Origin of the sequence: Candidatus Planktophila sp. (assembly GCF_040402315.1) — a bacterium.
In the GTDB taxonomy this organism is placed as follows: domain Bacteria; phylum Actinomycetota; class Actinomycetes; order Nanopelagicales; family Nanopelagicaceae; genus Planktophila.
On sequence record NZ_JBBAMU010000016.1, the window covers coordinates 1 to 23,612 of the forward strand.

The 23,612-nt window shown below is 49.8% G+C and carries 22 protein-coding genes and 1 tRNA gene; 15 read left to right on the top strand and 8 right to left on the bottom strand.

Annotated features, from left to right (window positions below):
• From AC9UEP_RS03885 to AC9UEP_RS03920, 8 genes are all read right to left on the bottom strand, one after another.
• Window positions 1-487, bottom strand: a 487-nt coding sequence (locus tag AC9UEP_RS03885; RefSeq protein WP_509544164.1) for a carboxyl transferase domain-containing protein, incomplete at its 3' end; no start/stop codon positions are given.
• Window positions 488-496: 9 nt separating this feature from the next.
• Window positions 497-1,735 (bottom strand): beta-ketoacyl-ACP synthase II, encoded by a 1,239-nt coding sequence (gene fabF / locus AC9UEP_RS03890; RefSeq protein WP_509544166.1) that lies wholly within the window; start codon window positions 1,733-1,735, stop codon window positions 497-499.
• Window positions 1,736-1,763: 28 nt separating this feature from the next.
• Window positions 1,764-2,012: an acyl carrier protein gene (locus AC9UEP_RS03895; RefSeq protein WP_095693413.1), complete on the bottom strand. Its 249-nt coding sequence runs from the start codon at window positions 2,010-2,012 to the stop codon at window positions 1,764-1,766.
• Between the two features lie 105 nt (window positions 2,013-2,117).
• Window positions 2,118-3,146: a beta-ketoacyl-ACP synthase III gene (locus tag AC9UEP_RS03900; protein ID WP_509544168.1), complete on the bottom strand. Its 1,029-nt coding sequence runs from the start codon at window positions 3,144-3,146 to the stop codon at window positions 2,118-2,120.
• Window positions 3,146-4,054: an ACP S-malonyltransferase gene (locus tag AC9UEP_RS03905; RefSeq protein WP_509544170.1), complete on the bottom strand. Its 909-nt coding sequence runs from the start codon at window positions 4,052-4,054 to the stop codon at window positions 3,146-3,148. Before AC9UEP_RS03905 ends, AC9UEP_RS03900 begins: the two co-directional genes overlap by 1 nt.
• 62 nt (window positions 4,055-4,116) lie before the next feature.
• A complete protein-coding gene (locus AC9UEP_RS03910) occupies window positions 4,117-4,968 on the bottom strand; it encodes an SGNH/GDSL hydrolase family protein (RefSeq protein WP_509544172.1) in 852 nt (283 codons plus the stop codon).
• Window position 4,969: 1 nt separating this feature from the next.
• Window positions 4,970-6,136 carry a glycosyltransferase gene (locus AC9UEP_RS03915; protein WP_509544173.1) on the bottom strand — a complete coding sequence of 389 codons (1,167 nt, stop codon included), beginning with the start codon at window positions 6,134-6,136 and terminating at the stop codon, window positions 4,970-4,972.
• Window positions 6,133-7,287 carry a glycosyltransferase family 4 protein gene (locus tag AC9UEP_RS03920; RefSeq protein ID WP_509544175.1) on the bottom strand — a complete coding sequence of 385 codons (1,155 nt, stop codon included), beginning with the start codon at window positions 7,285-7,287 and terminating at the stop codon, window positions 6,133-6,135. Before AC9UEP_RS03920 ends, AC9UEP_RS03915 begins: the two co-directional genes overlap by 4 nt.
• A 141-nt stretch (window positions 7,288-7,428) precedes the next feature.
• Here AC9UEP_RS03920 and AC9UEP_RS03925 point away from each other — a divergent pair, with 141 nt between their 5' ends.
• The 15 genes from AC9UEP_RS03925 to lepA all read left to right on the top strand — a co-directional run.
• Window positions 7,429-8,211 (top strand): electron transfer flavoprotein subunit beta/FixA family protein, encoded by a 783-nt coding sequence (locus tag AC9UEP_RS03925; RefSeq protein WP_509544177.1) that lies wholly within the window; start codon window positions 7,429-7,431, stop codon window positions 8,209-8,211.
• The gene (locus AC9UEP_RS03930; RefSeq protein WP_509544179.1) at window positions 8,208-9,161 is read left to right on the top strand and encodes an electron transfer flavoprotein subunit alpha/FixB family protein; all 954 of its coding nucleotides are present in this window, start codon (window positions 8,208-8,210) and stop codon (window positions 9,159-9,161) included. Before AC9UEP_RS03925 ends, AC9UEP_RS03930 begins: the two co-directional genes overlap by 4 nt.
• Before the next feature lie 27 nt (window positions 9,162-9,188).
• Window positions 9,189-10,331 carry a cysteine desulfurase family protein gene (locus AC9UEP_RS03935; RefSeq protein WP_509544180.1) on the top strand — a complete coding sequence of 381 codons (1,143 nt, stop codon included), beginning with the start codon at window positions 9,189-9,191 and terminating at the stop codon, window positions 10,329-10,331.
• Entirely contained in the window at window positions 10,328-11,401 is a 1,074-nt protein-coding gene (gene mnmA, locus AC9UEP_RS03940; protein WP_509544182.1) for a tRNA 2-thiouridine(34) synthase MnmA, read from the top strand. The genes AC9UEP_RS03935 and mnmA overlap by 4 nt, the downstream gene beginning before the upstream one ends.
• Window positions 11,398-13,419, top strand: a complete 2,022-nt coding sequence (gene ligA / locus AC9UEP_RS03945) for an NAD-dependent DNA ligase LigA (RefSeq protein ID WP_509544184.1) — start codon at window positions 11,398-11,400, stop codon at window positions 13,417-13,419. The genes mnmA and ligA overlap by 4 nt, the downstream gene beginning before the upstream one ends.
• A 138-nt stretch (window positions 13,420-13,557) precedes the next feature.
• On the top strand, window positions 13,558-14,109 hold the full coding sequence (gene nadD, locus AC9UEP_RS03950) for a nicotinate (nicotinamide) nucleotide adenylyltransferase (protein ID WP_509544186.1): 552 nt from the start codon (window positions 13,558-13,560) through the stop codon (window positions 14,107-14,109).
• Complete coding sequence (gene rsfS, locus AC9UEP_RS03955) at window positions 14,096-14,470, top strand: ribosome silencing factor (protein ID WP_509544188.1); 375 nt, start codon at window positions 14,096-14,098, stop codon at window positions 14,468-14,470. The genes nadD and rsfS overlap by 14 nt, the downstream gene beginning before the upstream one ends.
• Window positions 14,463-15,122: a histidine phosphatase family protein gene (locus AC9UEP_RS03960; RefSeq protein WP_509544190.1), complete on the top strand. Its 660-nt coding sequence runs from the start codon at window positions 14,463-14,465 to the stop codon at window positions 15,120-15,122. Before rsfS ends, AC9UEP_RS03960 begins: the two co-directional genes overlap by 8 nt.
• Window positions 15,123-15,145: 23 nt before the next feature.
• Window positions 15,146-15,218 (top strand) — tRNA-Ala (locus tag AC9UEP_RS03965).
• Window position 15,219: 1 nt separating this feature from the next.
• Window positions 15,220-17,691: a leucine--tRNA ligase gene (gene leuS, locus AC9UEP_RS03970; protein ID WP_509544192.1), complete on the top strand. Its 2,472-nt coding sequence runs from the start codon at window positions 15,220-15,222 to the stop codon at window positions 17,689-17,691.
• A gap of 57 nt (window positions 17,692-17,748) precedes the next feature.
• The gene (locus AC9UEP_RS03975) at window positions 17,749-18,354 is read left to right on the top strand and encodes a ComEA family DNA-binding protein (RefSeq protein WP_509544193.1); all 606 of its coding nucleotides are present in this window, start codon (window positions 17,749-17,751) and stop codon (window positions 18,352-18,354) included.
• Between the two features lie 38 nt (window positions 18,355-18,392).
• Window positions 18,393-20,471 (top strand): ComEC/Rec2 family competence protein, encoded by a 2,079-nt coding sequence (locus AC9UEP_RS03980; protein WP_509544195.1) that lies wholly within the window; start codon window positions 18,393-18,395, stop codon window positions 20,469-20,471.
• 27 nt (window positions 20,472-20,498) lie between these two features.
• Window positions 20,499-21,449, top strand: coding sequence for a DNA polymerase III subunit delta (gene holA, locus AC9UEP_RS03985; RefSeq protein ID WP_509544197.1), 951 nt, complete (start codon window positions 20,499-20,501; stop codon window positions 21,447-21,449).
• A gap of 109 nt (window positions 21,450-21,558) precedes the next feature.
• A complete protein-coding gene (gene rpsT, locus AC9UEP_RS03990; protein ID WP_095684476.1) occupies window positions 21,559-21,828 on the top strand; it encodes a 30S ribosomal protein S20 in 270 nt (89 codons plus the stop codon).
• Window positions 21,829-21,871: 43 nt separating this feature from the next.
• Window positions 21,872-23,612, top strand: a 1,741-nt coding sequence (gene lepA, locus AC9UEP_RS03995; RefSeq protein ID WP_509544199.1) for a translation elongation factor 4, incomplete at its 3' end; no start/stop codon positions are given.

Below are 23,612 nucleotides of genomic sequence, written 5' to 3' on the forward strand. Positions count from 1 at the left end.
CGCCGGTAACAGATTTAACGACATCGGGACCAGTGACAAAGATGCGACCTTCTGGTGCCAGGACAACAACATCTGTCAGCGCTGGACCATAAGCACCGCCACCTGCTGTGGGGCCAACGACTAGAGATAACTGCGGAATACGACCACTTGCTGTGACCATCGATTGAAAGACTTCCCCGAATGCGTTTAGGGATGCAACACCGTCACTAAGTCGTGCTCCACCTGAATGCCAGATTCCAATAACGGGAACTTGCGCGCCCATTGCTGCTCGGTATGCCTGCACGATAACTTGCGAACCTTCAATACCGAGTGCGCCACCTTTTATAGTGGGATCAGATGCAAAGATGACTACTTTATTTCCTTTTACTAAGGCGGTCGCTGCAACCATTCCGCAATCTGTACGAGGAACGAGTAATTCAAATGCGCCACCATCTGCCAGCCTGGCAATACGCGCCTCTGGGTCTAGCGGGCTGCCTGATGTCGTCATAGTTCTAGGTTAGAGCGATTTGAATGTAAGTACTACATTGTGGCCGCCAAAGCCGAAAGAATCATTGAGCGCTGCGATATCTCCCGCAGGAAGGGCGCGCGGTGTGCCGCGCACAACATCGACTGTCACCGCAGGATCTAAGTTCTCGATATTAATTGTTGGGGGAGCTAGGCGTTCTTGTAGTGCTTTGACTATAAATACAGATTCAATTGCGCCGGCGCCACCAAGTAAGTGGCCAGTCATTGATTTTGTGGCAGATACTGCAACGTGGTCAGCATCAGCTCCTAACGCTTTGCGAAGAGCATTAGCTTCGGCGACATCTCCGGCCGGAGTTGATGTGGCATGAGCGTTTAAGTGAACAATATCTTTTGTCGAAAGCCCGGAATTGGCTAACGCAAATTTAATTGCGCGCTGCACTCCTGCGCCTTCAGGATCTGGGGCGGCAATGTGATAACCATCAGAAGTCAGCCCTTGTCCGGCAATCTCGCAATAAATTTTTGCCCCACGTGCTTTAGCGCATTCATATTCCTCCAGAATAAGAACTCCGCCACCTTCACCCAGGACAAAGCCATCTCGATCAATGTCATAAGGGCGAGATGCGGCAGCTGGATTCTCATTACGGGTAGATAGCGCCTTCATCTGAGCAAAGGCAGCCATCGGAAGTTCATGGATAGCAGCTTCCACACCGCCGGCAACAATAATGTCGGCGCGATTACTCTTAATCATTTCGAAGGCATAACCGATTGCTTCGGCGCCTGATGCGCAGGCACTTACTGGCGTGTGAACGCCCGCCTTTGCCTGAATTTCAAGGCCAACATTTGCTGCCGGCCCATTGGGCATCAACATCGGAACAGTGTGCGGGCTGACGCTCCGAGCACCTTTTTCTTTTAAGATATCAAATTGATCAAGAAGAGTAATGACGCCACCAATACCTGAGGCGATCACAACACCCAGACGTTCCTTATCGATGTCATCGGGTGAGCCGGCATCTTTCCAGGCTTCTCGGGATGCGATGAGAGCGAATTGTTCAGAGCGATCAAGGCGGCGCATTTCAACGCGCTCCATCTGATCTGCCGGTTCGATTGCAACCCGCGCAGCAAAGTGCACAGGTAAGAGTTCTCGCCAATCTTCGGTGAGAAGTCGCACCCCACTCTGGCCGGCCAAAAGTGCCTTCCAGGTTGTGGCAACGTCGCCACCGATAGGAGTTGTGACTCCTAGGCCGGTGACGACTACGCGACGTTGTGACATAGAGCTATAAATTCTTTACCTAAGCTACTTACGCTGCAGCGTTAACGATGAAGTTAACTGCGTCGCCCACTGTTGCAAGCTCAGTTACCTTCTCATCAGGAATCTTCACACCAAAGCGCTCTTCGCAGGCAACGACAACTTCCACCATGCTCAGTGAGTCAACTTCTAGGTCATCTGTGAAGCTCTTATTGAGTTCGATTGATGCAGCTGGGATACCCGCTACTTCTTCAACGATCTCTTTGATTCCGGCAAGTACATCTGCTTGTGAAAGCGCCATTATTTTTCCTTTACTAAAGTGAGCTAACGTATGGGGGATAGGTGTGTAATTGTCTATGAAAAGTGGCCTTACTTCCCAGTAAATCGGTAAATATTTGGCAAAAAATTATGGTTTTGGCGGTAATTCAACGACTTGGCCCGCATAAACGAGACCTGCGCCATAGCCAATGAGCAACGCCAGTTTTCCATGTAGCTCTGGGTGTTGATCAAGGAGCATGTCCATCGCAAGTGGAATAGAGGCCGCCGATGTATTTCCATTGACACGAACATCATCTGCAATGACAACTGAATCGGGCAGGCCCATCTCTTTCGCCATCGTTTCAATGATGCGCATATTTGCTTGGTGCGGAATGAATGCTGCAATGTCGTTCACGGTTAGTCCGGCAGCATCCAAAGCTTTCACCGCAGCTTTGCTCATCGAAAATACTGCCCATCGATAAACCTTCTGACCTTCTTGGGAAATATTTGGCCACTTACTTCCAGCTTTTGTTAACTGTGTTTCGACATCACGCACCTCAATCCACGAAGGATTCATCTGGATTGCATCTCGGCTATCGGCATCAGAACCCCACTCAACTGGACCAATACCAGCTTCGCGTGATTGACCAATGACAACAGCGCCGGCGCCATCGGCAAATATAAATGCGGTTGCGCGATCATCAGGATCTGTGAAATCTGAAATCTTCTCCGCACCAACTACGAGCACAGTCTTGGAAGTTCCGGACTTAATGAAATCGTGTGCCATAGAGATGCCGTAGGAAAAGCCAGCACACGCGGCATTGATATCAAAGGCAGCTGCTGTGGGATGGCCGAGTCGTTGCAAGATGGCTGTGGCGGCAGAGGGCATTTGAAAAGGGAAGGTGACGGTGGCAACAATCAGAGTGTCAATATCGCTAGCGCTTAATTTTGCTTTAGCGAGCGCAGCTTCTACAGCCCACGTTGCCATATCAAGCACGGATTCTGAATCATCGGCAAAACGCCTGGATTCAATGCCTGTGCGCTGCCTAATCCATTCATCACTTGATTCAATGCGATCAACAATTTCAGAGTTAGGCACCAATCGCTTTGGTCGGTAAGAGCCAACTGAAAGTATTCTGCTCTCAGCACCTGACTTTGAAGCAATCACCTTAGACATTACTTGCCTCCGTGTTGAGCAATGAATTCACTTGCTGATTCTAAGTCTGCCGCAGATTTCAGAGCGAACTGCGCAATACTCGGAGTTGCGCGCTTGATCAGGCCCACCAGCGTGCCGGCAGGGGCAAGCTCAACCACTCCAGTAACGCCCTGGGCTACTAGTGATTGCATACAGAGATCCCAGCGCACCGGGTTCGCAATTTGATTGACAATACGATCGAGTACTTCGCGGCCACTACTGACAACGCCACCATCTTTATTAGAAAGTAGTGCAACTGCAGGATCATTTACCTTCATGGTTGTGGCAAGTTCTCTCATTGGTTCTACCGCTGGCTGCATATAAGCTGTGTGAAATGCGCCCGCAACTGCCAGCGGGCGAACGCGAGCACCAACAGGTGCCAATTGCGCAAGAGCGTCGAGATCACCAGCTGCAACTATCTGTCCGCCGCCATTGTCATTTGCCGCAACAAGTCCTAAATCTGTGATTGCGCGCAGCACAACTTCGCGATCTCCACCAAGAACTGCAGCCATTCCGGCAGGTGTGACACTGGCTGCCTTCGCCATTTCTATGCCACGAGCGCGTACTAATTTCATTGCATCAAGTGGGCTGATGACACCTGCAAGAACGGCTGCCGTTATTTCGCCAACAGAGTGCCCTGCTAAGCAGATGAATCTCCCATCTGCTTTAAGTGCGCGGGCGGCGAGCAAAGCTGCAGCAACAATCAGCGGTTGTGCATTGGCGGTCTCTTTAATTTCTGTCTCATCAGCATTTGTCCCAAGGTGAATCAGATCTAAATCAATGACATCAGACCACTGCTTCAATAAATCTTTCGCAGCTGTATCTTGAATCCAGGATGCGAGCATTCCTGGAGTTTGCGAACCTTGACCAGGAGCAACGATGGCGAGCACGCGCTTAATATAGTAGAAGAGTGCGATGGAAGTCCGTGCTTACCTGCCAGTAATGAGAAGATCTAAGAAACTAGCTCACCGTTGAGTATTGGAATTACGGAATCTTCCTTCTTGCTAAAGTCTGGGAAGTACACATCTGCCGGCTCTGCCGCACTTTTATTTCGCGCCATATGAATGAGCTCTGTAATTGAAAGAATTAAAAGCGCCGGGAGCAAATCAACGCTGCGCTTAAGAAACCAGGGGGTGCCATTTTTTAGCATCCACTTAATGGAATCTTTCCGATTTCGATTGTTGATGGGATCAATGACAATCTCGTCAATATGAAAGCCACGTTGGCGAAGTAGATGTGCAAATTCTTGGGCAATGAATTGATGCCCATGCTTACTTGGGTGCATCCGATCCACGTGCCACTTATCGCGCTCATAGATGCCTTTCAGTGAGCGGGTCTCGAGCAAGATGGCGCTGTACTTGCGAGCTAACTTGCGAGTTACATGGTTGACTGCCGAAACTCGGCGACGACAGACGCGTGCAACAAGGTATGGCATCGGAACAATTTCGGTTGGATCATGGAGCTCAAGCAGCATTACCTGCGCTCCACTTTCCACAATCTGCTTTAAGGTAGCGGTGAGATTTTCCTCAAATACTTTGGGAGAGAAGCCATTGCGGAGCAGGTCATTTCCGCCGACGATAACACCCACCAGTTCTGGTTCGTGAATAAGAACTTTTGGAAGTTGCTCGAAGCGAACCTCCTTTGAGCGAGCACCGGGACGAGAAACATTTAAGTATGCCAAAGGTTCATTAAATGCCTTGACCAGGTGATAGCCCCAACCGAAGTAATTACCTAGTGAATCAGAGTCGCCGATACCGGATGCCGCACTATCTCCCACAATTGCGAAGGTGATTGGCTTCTCCATGTTAGGCCGCACTTTTATTTGTTGGACGATGTGCAACTGGTGTGACTATTGGCGCGCCGCCTAGTCGACCTAAACGCAAAATTGTCTCTGACCATGGGAACTGTTCGGCTTGGGTACGACAGCGGCTTGAGAGCGTGGCATCTTCTGCAATTTCATCGAGCAAAATTTCAACTGCGTCAGCAAAGGCGCGTCCGTTATTTGCAGCAGTTAACCCCACAAAATCTCCATGGTGATCGATAAGAAACTCACCCACGGCACTTGTCTCTGATGCAACAACGGGAGTTCCACTGGCAAGGGATTCAAGTGCTGCTAGGCAGAAGGTTTCAATTGGGCCTGGTGCTAGTGAGATATCGGCAGAGGCAATCATCTGGGCAAGTAAGTTCTTATTTGCAACATAACCCCAGAACGTTACTGGGATATCGCGCGAGGAGTCATAGAGCTTTTTATGAAGAGGTCCGCTACCGATGTAGACCAGGCGAGCATTGATGCCGCGGTCGAGTAACTCGCGCAAGGTCTCTAGCGAACGCTCTGGCTTCTTCTCCGGGGAGAGACGACCACAGTGAACCAGGAGAACATCCCCACCCTTAATCATCTTGGTGCGAAGTTCTTCGTTACGAAAAGCTGGTGAAAAAGTATCGAGATCCACACCAAGTGGCACCCGCACCACATTCGCTGTTCCAATTTCATCAAATTCAGCAGCAGCAAAGTTTGTTGTTGTGACAACATAGTCAAAACGAGATGCCAAGCGAGTGTTATGCCAGACAACAAATCGCTTTAGCGGAACTCCAAGATAATTCTTGACCAGACCACGCAAAGTTTCGTGGCTAAATACGATTGCCGGGATGTTGCGATCAGCGGCCCACTTACCCAGGCAGGAGAGAGTGAAGCGATCTGAAACTTCGATGCGATCTGGCTTGAGTGAGTTCAGAATCATTTTCACGCGATAGGTGGAACGAATAACACGGTAGCCACCACTAAAGGGAATCTGCCATGAAGGAAGTGAGATGCAGGCCCCGTGAATTGTCTCTTCACGTGTGAACTTCTTTCCCGGAACGACATAGATGAATTCGTGGCCTTCAGCTAGGTAACCGCTGCCGAGGTTATGTAGTGTGGTTTTAATTCCACCTGATTTTGGCCCGTAGAAGTTAGCAATATGAATGATTCTCATGCGACCAACTCGCTCCTTCGTGCAACGCGGGCAATCGTCTGGCGGTAATAATCAATTAGTTGGGCATTAATGTAATCCCATGTGCGGTGTTCTACCGAACGGCGGGCAGCTATCTGCATCAGATCAAATGCGCTGTGGTTACGAAGAGTTGATACCGCTTCCAGCAGAGCATATGAATCTGAGGTATCAATTAGTAGCCCGGTAATACCGTGTTCAATTAAGTCAACTGGACCACCAGTGTCCGGACCAATGACCGGAACGCCGGCAGCGAGTGCTTCTTGGATTGCTTGACAAAATGTTTCGTGCTTGCCGGTGTGAACGAAGATATCAAATGAAGCAACGTAGCGACCAAGTTCAGTGCCAGATTGATATCCAACAAAGCGTGCATTGGGTAGCTCGCGCTTCAGGCGCGCTTCGGCGGGGCCACCGCCAACAATTACTAACTGAATATCAGGCTGGCGATCAAGGATTGTTAGATCATCGATTCGTTTTTCGTTGGCAAGACGGCCAACATAGCCAATGATTAACTTGCCGCTATCTTTACCACGAATATATTCGCGCAGAGATTCATCGCAACGAGCAGGATCAAACTTCACTAAATCCACACCACGCTTCCAAATCTCAACGCTCTTAACTCCAGTTGACTCAAGATCGCGGCGAGCCCATTTCGAGGGAGCCAGTGTGAGATCAGTAGTTTGGTGAATACGTGCTACCCACTTTTTTAAAGTGTTATGGGCAATTGTTAAACCGTAGTGACGGGCAAAGCCAGCAATATCTGTTTGATAAACCGAGACGGTGGGAATTCCATTTTTCTTGGCAAAACGGGCAACGTAATGTCCAAGGAAGATGGGCGATGCCAGATGGATAACATCAGGTGCGAAACCTTCAATTAGTGGCTCCAGATATTTACGAGGAACGCCCATCGGAATTAACTTCTTCATGGCAATACTTGGCACGTGTTTGATTTTGTAGTCTAAGTAGTGAGTAGGTGCGCCTTCACTTTCTGGTGCGATGATCAGAACTTCGTGCCCTTCGGACTTGCAATGTTCGAGCAAGCGCAGGACGGAGTTGGTCACGCCATTTACCTGGGGCAGAAATGCCTCGGTCACTACTGCGATACGCAGCTTGCGCGTGGAACCCAGCTCAGCCATGAAGGAATCATGAGAGACCTACATATCGTGATTTTCATTCTTGGGTTACATGTTCCTGAATAGAAGGTGAACCATTAGTTGAGAGTTTTCGACCTCGATTTGCGCTTTCCAAAGACCCTACTCACCGGTAACATATGAGCTATGAAGATTGCAGTGTGCATCAAGCAGGTGCCTGATTCCTGGGCGGAGAAGAAGATGCTCGGCGGAGTACTCGATCGCGAGAATGTAGATGCGGTACTGAACGATCTCGATGAATACGCGGTGGAAGAAGCCTTGCGCATCGTTGAAGCAGATGGCGGCAATGAAGAAGGTGGCGCACACACAGTGACCTTGATTTCTATGGGGCCAGAGCGCGCAACTGATGCGCTTCGTAAAGGTCTTTCTATGGGAGCAAATAGCGCAATCTTGGTAACAGATAGCGCCTTAGCCGGAGCCGATGCACTGTCAACGTCTCGCGTTCTTGCCCAAGTAATTGGTGATGGCGGATATGACATCGTTATCTGTGGCACTGAATCAACCGATGCTCGTATGAGCGTTGTGCCGGCGATGATTAGCGCTCGCCTTGGTTGGGCGCAACTGACATTTGCCTCAAAGGTAGTTGTAGATCCTGGCGGAAAAGTTTCCATCACGCGCGTAACAGAGGCAGGCGTTGATGAAATAAGTGCCGCCTTCCCAGTAGTAATTAGCGTGGTTGAGAAAATTAATGAACCTCGTTATCCATCTTTTAAAGGAATCATGGCGGCTAAGAAGAAGACGATTGAACATAAGGATTTAGCAGCAGTGGGGGTCAGCGCGCAGAACGGTTGGTCAGAAGTTATTGATGCTGCCGCGCGCCCGGCTCGCGCAGCTGGAGTAAAAGTAAACGATGAAGGCAGCGCTGGCGCCGCCCTGGTCGACTTCCTGGCAGAGAAGAAATTGATATGAGTACTGTATTTATCCTCGCTGATTTCACAGGAGACAAAGCGAGTAAAACAACAGCGGAACTAGCGACGGCCGGTGCACGAATTGGTTCTGTCACAGCCATTGTTCTAGCTGGCGTGGGAATAGGTGCGGCACGTGCTGCAACTGTGAATCAAGGACCAATCAGTGAAATTATCGTGATTGAAGCCGATGATTTCGCTTCTTTTGGCGTTGCCGCATCGGCTGATGCACTTGCAAATCTTGTGAAAGAGAAATCACCGTCAGCGGTATTGATTGCATCACACGCATTTGGCAAAGAGGTTGCTGGGCGTGTGTCAGTGCTCTGTGAATCAGGAATCATTACGGACGCTATTGATATTGCAAGTGATGGCAGTGCAACACAGTCCGTCTTTGGTGGATCAACTACGGTGCACTCAAAAGTTTCCCATGGCATACCTATTATTACCGTGCGCCCCAATAGCATCGATGCTGATTTCACATCGTGCGCACCGGCTGTAACAAAGGCAACTGCCACAATTAGTGCTGAAGCAAAAAAGGCAACAATCTCTTCTACTCAACCACCTGTCAAAGGTGGTCGACCAGAATTAACAGAGGCAAACATTGTGGTCTCAGGTGGTCGCGGAACCGATGGCAACTTCGCAGCCGTTGAATCATTTGCTGATTCTTTGGGCGCAGCCGTTGGTGCATCACGCGCGGCAACTGATGCCGGTTGGTATCCACATTCACATCAGGTAGGACAGACTGGCAAGACGGTAAGCCCGCAGCTCTATGTCGCCTGTGGAATCTCTGGCGCGATTCAACACCGCGCCGGAATGCAGACCTCCAAGACAATCATTGTGGTCAATAAAGATCCAGAAGCGCCTATCTTTGATATCGCAGATTTTGGAGTAGTCGGAGACTTATTTAACGTGCTACCTATGGCAACCGAAGGCGTGGTTGCTCGAAAAGGATAAGTAGGCCGGACGAACTAGAATGCTCCCATGAGCGTCTATCTCGACCACGCGGCCACCACGCCGATGTGTGAATCGGCCATTGGCGCCATGAACACCGCTCTTCGCAAATTAGGTAATCCTTCATCACTGCATACGCAAGGTCGTTCTACTCGCAAAGATGTGGAAGATGCGCGCGAGCAGATTGCACGAGCTGCGCACTGCCAACCCAGCGAAGTGATCTTTACCGGTTCTGGCACAGAGGCAAATAATGCTGCAATCAAAGGCTTGTACTGGAATTCACCAAAGAAGGTCATTGTCATCTCTAGCATTGAACATCATGCCGTTCTTGATCCTGCGCTTTGGCTCGTTGCACATGAAGGCGCTGAGCTGATACAGATTCCAGTGACAACCGATGGCGTTATTGATCTTGATTTCCTGCGCGCACTTGTTGCCGCACGTGGCCCAGAAATTGCGCTGATTTCAGTGATGCATAGCAATAACGAGACCGGAGTCATGCAACCGATTGCGCAAGTGGTAAAGATTGCCGGAGATATTCCAGTGCATACCGATGCCGTGCAGAGTTTTTCCAAGGTGCCACTGTCTTATCAAGAGCTTGGCCTTTATGCCATGACAATTAGTGGCCACAAAGTTGGTGGCCCACTTGGAATTGGCGCGCTGATTTTGCGCCGGGCTGTTGAGATTCCAGCACTCTTGCATGGTGGGGGACAAGAGCGCGATATTCGAAGTGGAACGCTTAATGCGCCATCGATTGTGGCACTTGCTGCCGCCATTGCGGCAGGTGTTTATGATGCATCGGCGGTAGCGAAATTACGTACTGACTTTGAAGCAGGTGTCTTGCGTGCGCGTCCCGATGCGGTAATCAATGGCCAGAGTGCACCGCGCTTACCCGGAATTTCAAATATCACCTTCCCCGGAACCCAGAGTGATTCCCTTCTGTTGTTGATGGACTCTGAAAAAGTTTCTTGTTCCACCGGCGCTGCCTGTACCGCCGGTGTTCACAGACCCAGCCATGTCTTAATGGCGATGGGCCTTACTGATGTCCTCTCGCAATCGTCGCTGCGCTTCTCATTCGGTGCCACCAATACGCAAGCGGATGTTGATTACGCGCTCTCGGTCTTGCCCACTGTCATTGAACGTGGACTTGCCGCAAATGCGGTAGGTAAGAAGTGAAAGTTATTGCCGCCATGAGCGGAGGCGTTGATTCTGCAGTTGCGGCAGCTCGCGCAGTAGAGGCCGGACACGAAGTTATTGGGGTGCACTTAGCTCTCTCTTCTAACCCACAGAAATATCGAAGCGGTGCGCGCGGTTGCTGCACCATTGAAGATTCACACGATGCTCGTAGAGCTGCAGATGTCATCGGCATTCCTTTCTATATCTGGGATATGGCTGATGAATTTCATGAAGGTGTGGTCGAAAACTTCATGAGCGAATATGCCGCAGGGCGCACACCTAATCCGTGTCTGCGCTGTAATGAAAAGATTAAATTTGCCGCCGTGCTAGATCGCGCTAAGGCGATGGGCTTCGATGGTGTTGTTACTGGCCACTATGCGCGCACCCGCGAAAGCGATGCTGGGCGCACGCTGCACCGCGCCGTAGATCCCTTAAAAGATCAGTCTTATGTTCTGGCCGTGCTTAGCCGCGAACAAATTAACGGCGCTATTTTTCCTTTGGGGGATACCGAAAAAGTTGATATTCGGATTGAAGCAGAAAAGCGCGGACTTGCAGTAGCGCAGAAACCAGATAGCCACGATATTTGCTTTGTTCCCTCAGGTGATAACGCCGGTTGGTTACGTGATCGACTCGGTAGTGAAGTCGGACCAATTGTTGATCAAGATGGAACGAAAATTGGTGAACACAATGGCGCCTACACCTACACAATCGGACAACGTAAAGGTCTAGGTCTTTCAGTAGCAGCCCCCGATGGTGCTCCACGCTTTGTCTTAAAGATTGAGCCGGTCACAAATACGGTTGTCGTAGGTGCGCGCGAAGATTTAGCTGTGAGTTCAATGAGAGGTGAAAAACCTATCTTCTGTGGTCCAGCGGTAGGAGCTGCTCCGGCACGCGGTTTTGTGCAGGTGCGCGCACATGGCGCCGCACTTGATTGCACCTATTACTTAGATGGAGCGCACCTGGTTGCCGAGCTCGATGAACCGCTGCTTGGGCTAGCCACTGGACAAGCAATGGTTATCTACGATGGCGATCGCGTCGTGGGGTCGGCCACAATCTGCGAGACCGCATGAGCACCCAAGCGCGCCATCGCATCACTGAATTAACGCAAGAGATTCGTGATCACCAATTTAAATATTACGTTTTAGATGCTCCCTCTATTACCGATGCAGTATTTGATGCACTCCTGAAGGAGCTAGCAGCGCTGGAAGCAAAGCATCCAGAATTGCTGGAACCAGATTCACCAACGCTAGGTGTGGGCGGGGGATTCTCCACCACATTTGATCAACACGATCACATCGAAAAGATGATGAGTCTGGACAATGTATTTGATGACGTTGAACTACAAACCTGGTTTGAGCGGGTTGAAAAAGAATCTGCAGTGGGTGCTTTTCTTTGCGAACTTAAAGTAGATGGGCTCGCAATTAACTTGCTCTATGAAAACGGACAGCTCACCCGCGCACTTACGCGTGGTAACGGAACCACCGGTGAAGATGTCACCTTGAATGTGAAAACGATTAAGGGCCTTCCACATACTTTGTCTGGCAAAAACATTCCAGCACTGATTGAAGTACGCGGTGAAGTTTTCTTACCGGTTGCTGCCTTTAATCAACTCAATGAAGAACTGGAGGAGGCAGGTAAGCCACTTTTTGCTAATCCTCGTAACTGCGCTGCCGGTTCACTGCGCCAGAAAGATCCGAGAATTACCGCCTCGCGTGCCCTGGATGTGGTGGTGCACGGCATTGGCGCCCGCGAAGGAATTTCATTTGATTCACAATCTGATGCTTATGCAAAGCTCAAAGCGCTTGGCCTTCCCACATCTACTCGCTTTAAAGTATGTAAGAGTCGAGCAGAAGTTCTGGCATTTATTGAGAACTACAACCTGCACCGCCACGATGTGGAGCACGAGATTGATGGCGTTGTGATCAAAGTAGATTCGTTGGCAGAGCAAGAAAAACTAGGTTTCACATCCCGCGCTCCCAAGTGGGCGATTGCCTATAAATATCCACCGGAGGAAGTCACTACCAAGTTACTGGATATCAGAGTCAGTGTGGGTCGCACCGGGCGCGTGACTCCATTTGCATTTATGGAGCCAGTCAAAGTCGCCGGATCTACGGTGACTAATGCAACCCTGCACAATCAAGAAGAGATCGAACGCAAGGGCGTGTTAATTGGCGATGTTGTCATCATTCGCAAAGCGGGCGATGTCATCCCAGAAGTACTAGGACCGGTACGAGATAAGCGCACGGGAAGTGAAAAAGCATTTGTAATGCCTACGCACTGTCCTGAGTGCGCAACTGAACTACGTGCGATTACGGAAGGCGATGTGGATATTAGATGTCCAAATACCAGAAGTTGCCCAGCGCAATTACGTGAACGTATTTACTACATCGGCTCACGCGCAGCACTTGATATCGATGTCTTTGGTTATGAGGCAGCGGTAGCGCTGCTGACGGATTCGATTATCACTGACGAGGCCGACATCTTTAATTTGAGCGAGAAGTCGCTGATGAAATCTCAGTTCTTTCTGAAAAAAGATGGCACACCCGGGAAAAATCTAGAGAAGTTATTGGCAGCCCTAGAGGAGGCAAAGAGCAGACCGCTCTGGCGCACACTGGTGGCACTTTCTATTCGCCATGTCGGACCCACGGCGGCGCAAGCCCTCGCCACGAATTTCGGAAGCATGGATGCAATTGCGAAGGCCTCGGTCACAGAACTTGCCGATATCGACGGCGTTGGTGAGGTGATTGCGCAATCAGTTATTGAATGGTTTGAGATTGATTGGCATCGCAACATTATTATCCAGTGGACAAAGGCTGGGGTGGCGATGGTGAACGCTAAGAGTGCCGATCTGCCGCAGACTTTAGGTGGCCTCACCTTTGTGGTCACTGGCGGGCTGGAGAATTTCACGCGCGATTCAATCGCCGAAACGATTACCGCACATGGTGGAAAGCCATCGTCTTCAGTATCTGCAAAGACAGACTATGTCTTAGTCGGCGCCGACCCTGGATCTAAGCTAGCCAAGGCGCAAGAGTTAGGCGTCGGGATCATCGATGAAGCGCGCTTTTTAGAACTTCTCGCAGGTAAGTAGTAATCTTCACCCCATGTTAAGACTTAGTGAAGAAGCGGTCCGTGTACTGCCAATGCCTCCTTACGCATTTGGACTTGTTGCATTTGGAATTTTTGGCTTCCTTCTCTACATCACTCTTCGCTTAGATAAGTAACGCCCTTGCGAGTTGGGCTATATGGCGGCACCTTTGACCCGATTCACAACGGGCACGTCCACGTCATTGAACAATTAATCGAACGAAATATTGTTGATCACCTGCTAGTTGTGCCAGCAGGCCAACCGCGACTTCGCGAACATGAACCAAAGGCAACCGGGGCTGAGCGCCGGCAGATGTGTCAGTTAGCAGTTAATTCTTTAGCACCGGATGTAAAGAGCCGGGTTGAGGTCAATCCCATTGAAGTCTTACGAGAAGGACCCAGCTACACCATCGACACTGTAGAAGCAGTTGCACAGACCTACCCCAAGCAGACAATCGTTGTCGTTGTGGGCACCGATGCCTATACCAATATCGATCAATGGCATCGCGCCGATGAACTGAAGAAAATGGTTGAGTTCGTTGTGATCGATCGCCCAGATTTTCCTGGAACACCCAATCTTGATGTCGATGCCATTGCCGTGTCGGCAACCCAGATTCGCGAACACCACTCTGATGAAGTACCCGCAGCAGTTGCTGCATATATAAAGGAGCACAATCTCTATGCCAGCAAGTAATGCCTGCGTTGAACGCACCCAGATTGCCGCTCGCGCTGCCGCCGATAAATTCGGAACCGAACTCGTCGCACTAGACCTTTCCGAGCAATCAGTTTTAAGTGAAGTCTTTCTGATTGTCACTGCAACCAATACCAAGATGGTTGATTCGATTGCCGATGAGGTGGAAGAGAAGTTACGCCTTGCTGGTGATAAGCCCATGCGCCGGGAAGGTACAGCGGAATGGATTCTGCTTGATTACTCAGATCTAGTTGTGCACATTCAATCTAGTGAGCTTCGCCGTTACTACATGCTCGATCGTTTGTGGAATGACTGCCCAAAGATTGAATTAGAAGTGGTTAAAGAAGAGGTTGCTCGTGGGTAATCAGATAATTCTCTGGCGACATGGCCAGACTGATTGGAATGTGGCAAATAAGTTTCAGGGACATACCGATATTCCACTAAACGCTGTGGGCCAGTTTCAGGTGCAGCATGCAGCGCCGATGTTGGCAGCCACTGCCCCGACCATGATTATCGCCAGTGATTTAGTGCGCGCGCAGAGCACGGCACACGAATTGGTGAAAATTACCGGGCTTGAAGTATTAACCGATGAACGTTTGCGTGAGACCAACTGTGGAAATTGGGAAGGGCTGACCGGTGATGAAATTCGTAAAGTAGATCTGGACAATTTACGGCAATGGTCGATGGGTGGAGATAACCCGGCCGGTGGAATTGGTGAACGTCGCAGTGAAGTAGGAGCACGCGGTGTTGCCGCGATTAACGCCGCACTTGTCGGCAAAGATAATCAACGACTTGTTGTTGCAACACACGGTGGAACAGCGCGCACAATCATTGGCACCTATCTTGATCTGCCCATTCCTTTCTGGTCACGCATTGGCGGACTCTCCAATGCGCAATGGTCGATTCTGGTGGAGTCACCAAAAGGTTGGCTGCTAGTGGAACATAACGCTGGCTCTATTCCAGAGCCTGTGATGGGTGAAGAATCCGGCGGAGTTATCCCGGATTCAGTGCGGTAAAGTTCGCACTCCTGAACGACAACGGGGATATGGCGCAATTGGTAGCGCGCTTCCATGGCATGGAAGAGGTTAGGGGTTCGATTCCCCTTATCTCCACGTGAGTACTGAACGCGAACACGCGGCCTACGATTTTGCATACGTGCAAGAGAAGTGGCTTCCCATCTGGGACACACTCCAACCATTTAAATCTGGTCGAAAAGAAGATACGCGTCCCAAGAAATATGTCTTGGATATGTTTCCTTATCCTTCGGGTGATCTCCATATGGGCCATGCCGAGGCATACGCACTTGGCGATGTCATCGCTCGTTACTGGATTCAAAAAGGATTTAACGTCATGCACCCAATTGGTTGGGATGCATTTGGATTGCCGGCCGAAAATGCGGCAATTAAACGTAATGAAGATCCACGAATTTGGACCTATGAGAACATTGCAACCCAGAAAGCATCTATGCGTCGCTTTGCATGTTCCTTTGACTGGGATCGGGTCTTTAATACCTGCGATCCTGAGTACTACAAGTGGAATCAATGGCTCTTTACCAAATTACATGAACGCGGCCTGGCCTATCGTAAAGACTCCGCCGTTAACTGGTGTCCTGGCTGTCAGACCGTGCTTGCCAATGAGCAGGTAGTTTCCGGGCTCTGCGAGCGTTGTGATACAGCCGTTACTAAGAAGAAATTGAATCAGTGGTATTTCAAGATTACTGATTATGCCGATCGCTTACTCGATGACATGTCTGAGTTAGAAGGCAAGTGGCCAGAGAAAGTGCTGATGATGCAGCGCAATTGGATTGGCCGCTCACAGGGCGCCAATGTGCAATTTGTAATTGAAGGTCGCACCGAGCCAGTAATTATCTACACCACCCGCCCCGATACGTTATATGGCGCAACCTTCATGGTGGTGGCCGCAGATTCTGCGTTAGCTGCCGAACTTGCTAGTGGAACACCAGTAGAAAAAGAGTTCACCTCTTACTTAGAGAAGATCAAAGCGGCATCCGATATCGATCGCTTAGCTACAGATCGACCTAAATCAGGTGTGGACCTCAAGCGCTTTGCAATTAACCCAGTTAATGGTGAGAAGTTGCCTATCTGGGCATCAGATTATGTTTTAGCTGATTACGGCACCGGCGCCATCATGGCGGTTCCAGCCCACGATCAGCGTGACCTTGATTTTGCAAGAGCGATGAAGCTGCCCGTGCGGGTAGTCGTTGATACTGGCGAAGAAGATCCGAGTGATACCGGTATTGCCACAACTGGTGATGGAAAAATTATTAATTCAGGTGCGCTAGATGGCCTTTCCAAGGCAGATGCCATTGCTGCTATTAATAAGCAGTTAGAAGCTGATGGTCTTGGAAAATCTGCCCGTAATTATCGCCTGCGCGATTGGCTCGTCTCGCGCCAACGTTATTGGGGCACACCTATTCCGATCGTTCATTGCGATAAATGTGGCGAAGTTGCTGTTCCAGATTCAGAGCTTCCATTGCTCTTGCCTGATGCAAAAGGGTTAGATTTAAAGCCAAAGGGACAATCACCGTTAGCTGCTGCAACCGAGTGGGTTAATACCAAGTGTCCAAAGTGCGCGGGCCCGGCCATGCGAGATACCGACACTATGGATACTTTTGTTGATTCCTCTTGGTACTACCTGCGTTATCCATCGTCAACGAATGCAACTGAGCCATTTAACCGCAAAGATATCGACACCTGGCTACCGGTGGATCAATATGTGGGCGGTGTCACCCACGCCATCTTGCACCTGCTCTACTCCCGCTTTTTCACCAAAGTACTTTTTGATATTAAGATGCTCTCATTTACTGAACCATTTACCCGCCTGCTCAACCAAGGAATGGTTGTTATGGATGGCTCTGCAATGTCGAAATCTCGCGGCAATCTGGTGCGCCTATCTGATGAGCTTGAAAATCACGGTGTCGATGCCATTCGTTTATCAATGGTCTTTTCTGGTCCACCAGAAGATGACGTTGATTGGTCAGATGTCTCGCCATCTGGCTCGGTTAAGTTCTTAAGCCGTGCTTGGCGTTTATCAGGAGATGTCACATCAGCTGCTGGAGTTGATTTCACATCAGGTGAAATCAGTCTGCGTAAAGCAACACATAAAGCGTTGAACGATGCGGCGTTCGCTGTTGAATCATTTAGATTTAACGTAGCTGTTGCTCGTGTGATGGAGCTAGTGAATGCAACGCGTAAGGCAATTGATTCCGGATGTGGGCCGAAAGATCCTGCGGTGCGCGAGGCGACAGAGGCGATTGCAATCATGCTCTCACTCGTTGCTCCCTTTACAGCAGAGGAAATGTGGGAGCGACTTGGTCACAAACCAGCGATAGCAACTGCCGGTTGGCCAGAAGTAGACCCAGCGCTCTTAGTTGATGATGAAGTAGAAGCCGTTATTCAAATCAACGGCAAGATTGTCGATCGGATGAAGGTTTCACCAACAATTGGCGATGCTGATTTTGAGGCAGAAGCTCTTGCTTTGCCTTCGGTGATGGCGGCGCTAGCGGGTGCCACGCCTAAGAAAGTGATTGCAAGGGCACCAAAGCTTGTAAATATCGTTCTTTAATCAACAGCTTTACTATTTTCCACCTTTCCTTCCTATTCTCTAGAGCACCATCTGCGGATGGAAAATCAATATCTCGAGAAGGCACATAACTGGTGGAGTGATCTCCACTATTCAGCAACACAAAAAAGAGCGTTGGCGCTGGTTGCACTGCTCGTTCTACTTATCTCTGGCCTCTTTGTTGCCCGCGGAGCTTCGCAAGAAGTAGTTGCGGCGCCTATCGCACTTGATGTGCAAGAAATTACTCAGGAAATCATGGTCGATGTCGCCGGGGCGGTGATTACTCCCGGGGTGTATTCATTGCCTCTTAATTCGCGAGTCTTTCAAGCAATCAAAGCTGCAGGTGGACTGAAGAAGGGCGCTGATACTTCAGATATCAATCAGGCGCGGATCCTTAGAGATGGCGAGCAGATATATGTATTTGCAACAGCAACATCTTCGGGTGGTGTGGCAAAGCGAGTAGTTCGCAAGAACGGACCGGTGATGATTAATCGGGCAACGGTGAAAGAGTTTGAAGCACTCGATGGAATCGGGCCAGTGCTGGCAAATCGCATCGTGGCCTATCGAAAGATCAATGGTCCATTTACTGTGATTGAAGATGTGATGAAGGTTTCCGGAATTGGAGCGGGAACATTCGCAAAGTTCAAAGAGAAGCTGCGCGTCTAATTGATAGCCGCGCCCTCGCATTGGGGGGCGCGGTGTGGGTGGGGGCGCTGGCGCAGAGCTGGAGTCCAACCTGGGCAGTAGCAGCTATTGCTGTGATTGCCGCAGTTGTCTTATATAACAAGCGGCGTCTGGCAGTTCTACTGATTGCAATAGTTCTTGGCGCAACGATTATGTCGATAAGAATTGCCGCCCTTGATTCCAGTGCAATTAACCAATTCAGAGGTGCAATTACATCTGTTGAACTACAGGTAACGACAGATCCTAATCGAGTGGTTCCAAAAGTCTTTGGTAGTTCTTTTGCGCCTACCTCTTACTCATTTATGGGCCAAGCGCTCCGAGTTGATGACAGATATTCAATGCGCATCCCAGTGCGCGTAATTGTTTCTAATAAAAGCGTGGAAAGTTTGCTGCCAGGCCAGAAGATTCGGGTGCAGGCTAAAGTGTTGGAGAGTAAAGAGGGAAGAGTTGCAGCCCTGCTGATCGTGAAACAGCGGGTTGAAGTACTCACTCAACCCTCGCGCTGGGCGAGAGGATTGGCACATATCCGCCTAGGGCTGCGTAGTGCAACTGGCGGCCAAGATGCTGGTGCGCTCATTCCTGGAATGGTGATTGGCGATACTAGTAAACAGAGCGTTGAATTTAAGAACCAGATGCGCAGATCTGGTCTGACGCACTTGGTGGCTGTTAGCGGTGCTAACTTTGCTATCGTTTCAGCCTTTGTTCAATGGGGAATGCAATTTGTTTTCCGTAAAGTTAATTATCGCTTGATTGCAACGGCGATAGCGCTGGCTGCCTTTATCGCACTGGTGCGCCCATCACCTTCTGTCTTGCGCGCCGCAGCCATGGCGGCAGTCTTACTTGTTGCCTTTGGCACCAGACAAGGGCGAGATCCGCTACCGGCGTTGGGCTTTGCGATCGCAGCTGTTGTGATTTTAGATCCCTTTCAAGCACGCGATGCGGGTTTTGCTCTCTCTGTTTTAGCAACTGCTGGGTTATTACTTCTGGCACCAAAGATAAAACCGAAGTTCTTAGCGCCCCCCATTGCAGCGATGGCTTTTTGTGCGCCAGTAATTGTCGCTTTATCTGGATACATCAGCCCCATGAGCATCATTGCCAATGTCTTAGCCGCACCTGCCGTTGCACCCATCACCATTGTTGGATTCATCGCAGCACTTGTTTCACCTTTTGCGCCCTGGCTTTCGCAGCTTCTTATCTTGTGCGTGAAGCCACTTGCCATCTGGATTGTCTGGGTTGCAAAGTGGAGTGCCGGCTTTCCAGTCTTTACCTTAAAGACTGGACTCTATGGATTCCTCATTGTGGCCCTTCTCATTCTTGCTATCTATCTCGGTCGAGCGAAGGTGGCAATCGCGCTACTGATTGTTGTTATTACCTTTTCCTGGGCGCAGCGATTTCCAGCAGGGGATTGGCAGATTGCTAATTGCGATATTGGCCAAGGAGATGCGATGGTGATTAATCTGAAGCAGCATCGTGCAATAGTTATTGATGTGGGCCCTGATCCGCAATTAATTGATAGGTGTCTGCGCCAACTTGGAGTAAGAGAGATTCCGCTATTGATATTGACCCATATCCACGCAGATCATGTGGGTGGATTAGCGGGTGCGGGAAAGAATAGAAAGATCGGAACAACTTGGTATGGAGATGTATTTGCTGGCACCCGAGCCACAATTGAAGATGTGAAGATAGAGGTGAAGTGGCCTGATCGCGCAGGTGAATACACGCCAAATGACTCGAGTATCGCAGTGCTGATTACTTCGCCAGATTTCACACTCTTTGCCGCCGGTGATATCGAGCCACCGGTGCAGAGCCAATTGGTCTCACGCATTGGGGAAGTAGATATCTATAAAGTCGCACATCATGGCTCTAGATTCCAGGATTTAGATTTAATGCGAGAACTCTCACCCCAGATTGCAGTCATCAGCGTGGGCGCAACTAATACCTATGGACATCCGGCACCTGCCACCATCTCGGCGCTGACGCAGTTAGGCGCTAAGGTATTGCGTACTGATATTGATGGGGCAGTGGCAATCAAAGCAACGAACCATCAATTTTCACTACAACGCAGCAAGCGCTGGTTTAGATTTTTCTCATGGAGTTAAGCAACGGGAGTTAGGGAGGCAGGTGAAATGAACCCTTTCTATCTCCTGCTCGGCCCGGAAGGCGCGCTAGCTGATCGCGCATTAGCCAAACTTCTGGCGCAACTTAAAGATGAGAGTGCTGAAATCACAACAGTGAGTGCCGCCGATGCCATTGTGGGCGATATTGCAGATGGTCTTGCGCCATCGCTATTTTCCGAACGTCGCGGGCTGATTATTAAAGATCTGCAAGATTTGCCGGAAGAGTCAAAAGATGAAGTTACTCGCTATTTAGATTCCCCCGATCCCACTATGACCGTGGTCTTCGTGCATAAAGGTGGCGTCAAAGGCAAAGCGTTGCTGGATGCAATAAAGAAAGTGAACCCGGAAATCATTGCGTGTGAGGCGATGAAGAAGGAGGTTGATAAAGAGAGCTTTGTGAAAGATCTATTTCTTGATGCTGGGCGCAAAGTGACACCTGGTGCGATTAAAGCACTGGTCGGCGCCCTCGGTAATGAGCTACGAGAACTGCAATCTGCAGTCTCACAAATTGCACTTGATGCACCAGCGGGTGCGATCGATGAGGCAATCGTTGATAAATTTCATCAGGGCCGAATTGAAACCACTGGATTCGATGTTGCCGATGCCACTATTGATGGCAATTTGCCGGTTGCACTAGTTACTTTGCGTAGTGCGCTAGAGACTGGAACAGATCCAGTGATGGTTACATCAGCGATCGCATCATCTCTTCGTAGTTTGGCTAAAGTCTCTGGCACAAATAAGGGGAGTAAGTCATTTGAATTAGCGGGCCAACTAGGAATGGCGCCCTGGCAGATTGATAAGGCGCGCAGACAGTTGCAGTCGTGGACGCCACGTGGAATCGCAACAGCGGTTGAGGCAATTGCTAAGGCAGATGCCGATGTGAAGGGGGCGGCATCGGATCCGATATTTGCCCTGGAAAAGGCGCTACAGGCCATCGCCGCCGCTCGCGCTGCCCGCTAATTTGAGGGCCATTTTCTCGATTTTGGGCTGATACCCCTGCGCTGATAACCTACGCCTCTGCACAAATCATCAGGTTTGGCTAAATAATCGAAAGTTCGGAGCTCTCCACGTGGCAAATATCAAGTCGCAAATCAAGCGTATTAAGACAAACGAGAAGGCATACCTTCGCAATAAGTCTGTCTCATCTTCAATCAAGACTGCTGTTCGCAAGTTCCGCGACGCAGTTGCTAAGGGTGACGCTTCTGCAACAACTGCTGAACTCCGCGCAGCTTCAAAGGCGCTCGATATTGCAGTTGCTAAGGGTGTTCTTCATAAGAACGCTGCTGCAAATAAGAAGTCTTCAATGGCTAAGGCTGCTGCTAAAGCCGGCGCACGTTAATTCATATCTATCAATTCACGATAGAAAGATAAAGGTCGCCTAAGTGCCTGCAATATCCATTGCGAAGGCGCCGCAACCAGCAGCAACAAATCCAGCGCAGATCCGAAATTTCTGCATCATTGCCCATATCGATCACGGTAAATCAACGTTGGCCGATCGCATGTTACAAATTACCGAGGTAGTAGAGGCACGCAATATGCGCGCACAATACCTAGACCGTATGGATATCGAACGCGAACGCGGCATCACCATTAAATCTCAAGCAGTACGTCTGCCCTGGCGCAGTGGCCTAGATGGCCAGGAATACATCTTGAACATGATCGACACCCCAGGTCACGTGGACTTCACCTATGAAGTCTCTCGTTCCCTTGCCGCCTGTGAAGGTGCGGTGCTGCTCGTTGATTGCGCTCAAGGTATTGAGGCACAAACGCTGGCAAACCTTTACTTGGCGATGGAAAATAACCTGACAATTATTCCGGTGCTCAACAAAATTGATCTACCTAATGCGCAACCAGAGAAATTCGCCGCCGAACTTGCTGGACTTATTGGTTGCAAAGTAGAAGATGTATTGCGTGTTTCTGGAAAGACGGGTGATGGCGTTGCAGATCTTCTTGATCAAATCATTGCTCAAATTCCAGCACCGGTGGGAGATCCGGATGCACCGGCACGCGCACTGATCTTTGACTCGGTCTATGACTCATATCGCGGTGTTGTTACCTATGTTCGGGTCGTCGATGGAAACATTAAGCCACGCGAGCAGATTCAAATGTTTTCAACCGGCGTCAAACACGAAGCACTGGAAGTAGGCGTCATCTCACCAGAACCGTTGCCATCTAAAGGTCTTAGCGTGGGCGAGGTGGGATATTTAATTACTGGTGTAAAAGATGTGCGCCAATCACGTGTGGGTGACACGATTACAAACTTTGTGCGACCAACGAAAGATCCACTTGGTGGGTATAAAGATCCGAAGCCGATGGTCTTCTCCGGGCTTTTCCCACTTGATGGCGCAGATTTTCCGGTGTTGCGAGATGCCTTAGAAAAGCTGCAGCTCAACGATGCCGCACTTGTCTATGAACCAGAGAGCTCTGCCGCGCTCGGTTTTGGTTTTCGTTGTGGCTTCCTTGGACTGTTACATATGGAGATTGTCCGCGAACGTTTAGAGCGCGAAGCAAAATTGAATCTTATTTCGACAGCGCCGAACGTGGTCTATCGCGTGACGATGGAAGATGGCAAAGAATTCGTTGTCACCAATCCTTCTGAATTTCCTGACGGCAAAATAAATAGCGTCAAGGAGCCGATTGTGAAGTCAACGATTCTGGCGCCGGCCGAATTTATTGGCGCCATCATGGAGCTCTGCCAAGAGCGCCGTGGCGTCTTGCTCGGTATGGATTACATCTCAGAAGATCGGGTTGAGATTCGTTACACCCTGCCACTTGCCGAAATTGTCTTTGACTTTTTTGATCAACTAAAGAGCCGTACCCGCGGCTATGCCTCCCTTGACTATGAAGAGCTTGGCGATGAAGAAGGCAACTTGGTTAAGGTCGATATCTTGCTGCAAGGTGAAGCAGTCGATGCTTTTAGCGCCATTGTTCACCGCGATAAGGCCTATTCCTATGGTGTGATGATGACCGGCAAATTACGCGAACTCATTCCGCGCCAACAATTTGAAGTCCCGATTCAGGCCGCTATTGGCTCGCGCATCATTGCCCGCGAATCTATTCGTGCGATTCGTAAAGATGTATTGGCGAAGTGTTATGGCGGAGATATTTCACGTAAGCGCAAAC

Excerpts from the sequence above, each read along its gene's own strand:
- fabF (WP_509544166.1), bottom strand. The coding sequence starts at position 1,735 with ATGTCACAACGTCGCGTAGTCGTCACCGGCCTAGGAGTCACAACTCCT.
- AC9UEP_RS03895 (WP_095693413.1), bottom strand. The coding sequence starts at position 2,012 with ATGGCGCTTTCACAAGCAGATGTACTTGCCGGAATCAAAGAGATCGTT.
- AC9UEP_RS03900 (WP_509544168.1), bottom strand. The coding sequence starts at position 3,146 with ATGTCTAAGGTGATTGCTTCAAAGTCAGGTGCTGAGAGCAGAATACTT.
- AC9UEP_RS03910 (WP_509544172.1), bottom strand. The coding sequence starts at position 4,968 with ATGGAGAAGCCAATCACCTTCGCAATTGTGGGAGATAGTGCGGCATCC.
- AC9UEP_RS03915 (WP_509544173.1), bottom strand. The coding sequence starts at position 6,136 with ATGAGAATCATTCATATTGCTAACTTCTACGGGCCAAAATCAGGTGGA.
- AC9UEP_RS03920 (WP_509544175.1), bottom strand. The coding sequence starts at position 7,287 with ATGGCTGAGCTGGGTTCCACGCGCAAGCTGCGTATCGCAGTAGTGACC.
- AC9UEP_RS03925 (WP_509544177.1), top strand. The coding sequence starts at position 7,429 with ATGAAGATTGCAGTGTGCATCAAGCAGGTGCCTGATTCCTGGGCGGAG.
- AC9UEP_RS03930 (WP_509544179.1), top strand. The coding sequence starts at position 8,208 with ATGAGTACTGTATTTATCCTCGCTGATTTCACAGGAGACAAAGCGAGT.
- AC9UEP_RS03935 (WP_509544180.1), top strand. The coding sequence starts at position 9,189 with ATGAGCGTCTATCTCGACCACGCGGCCACCACGCCGATGTGTGAATCG.
- ligA (WP_509544184.1), top strand. The coding sequence starts at position 11,398 with ATGAGCACCCAAGCGCGCCATCGCATCACTGAATTAACGCAAGAGATT.
- rsfS (WP_509544188.1), top strand. The coding sequence starts at position 14,096 with ATGCCAGCAAGTAATGCCTGCGTTGAACGCACCCAGATTGCCGCTCGC.
- AC9UEP_RS03975 (WP_509544193.1), top strand. The coding sequence starts at position 17,749 with ATGGAAAATCAATATCTCGAGAAGGCACATAACTGGTGGAGTGATCTC.
- holA (WP_509544197.1), top strand. The coding sequence starts at position 20,499 with ATGAACCCTTTCTATCTCCTGCTCGGCCCGGAAGGCGCGCTAGCTGAT.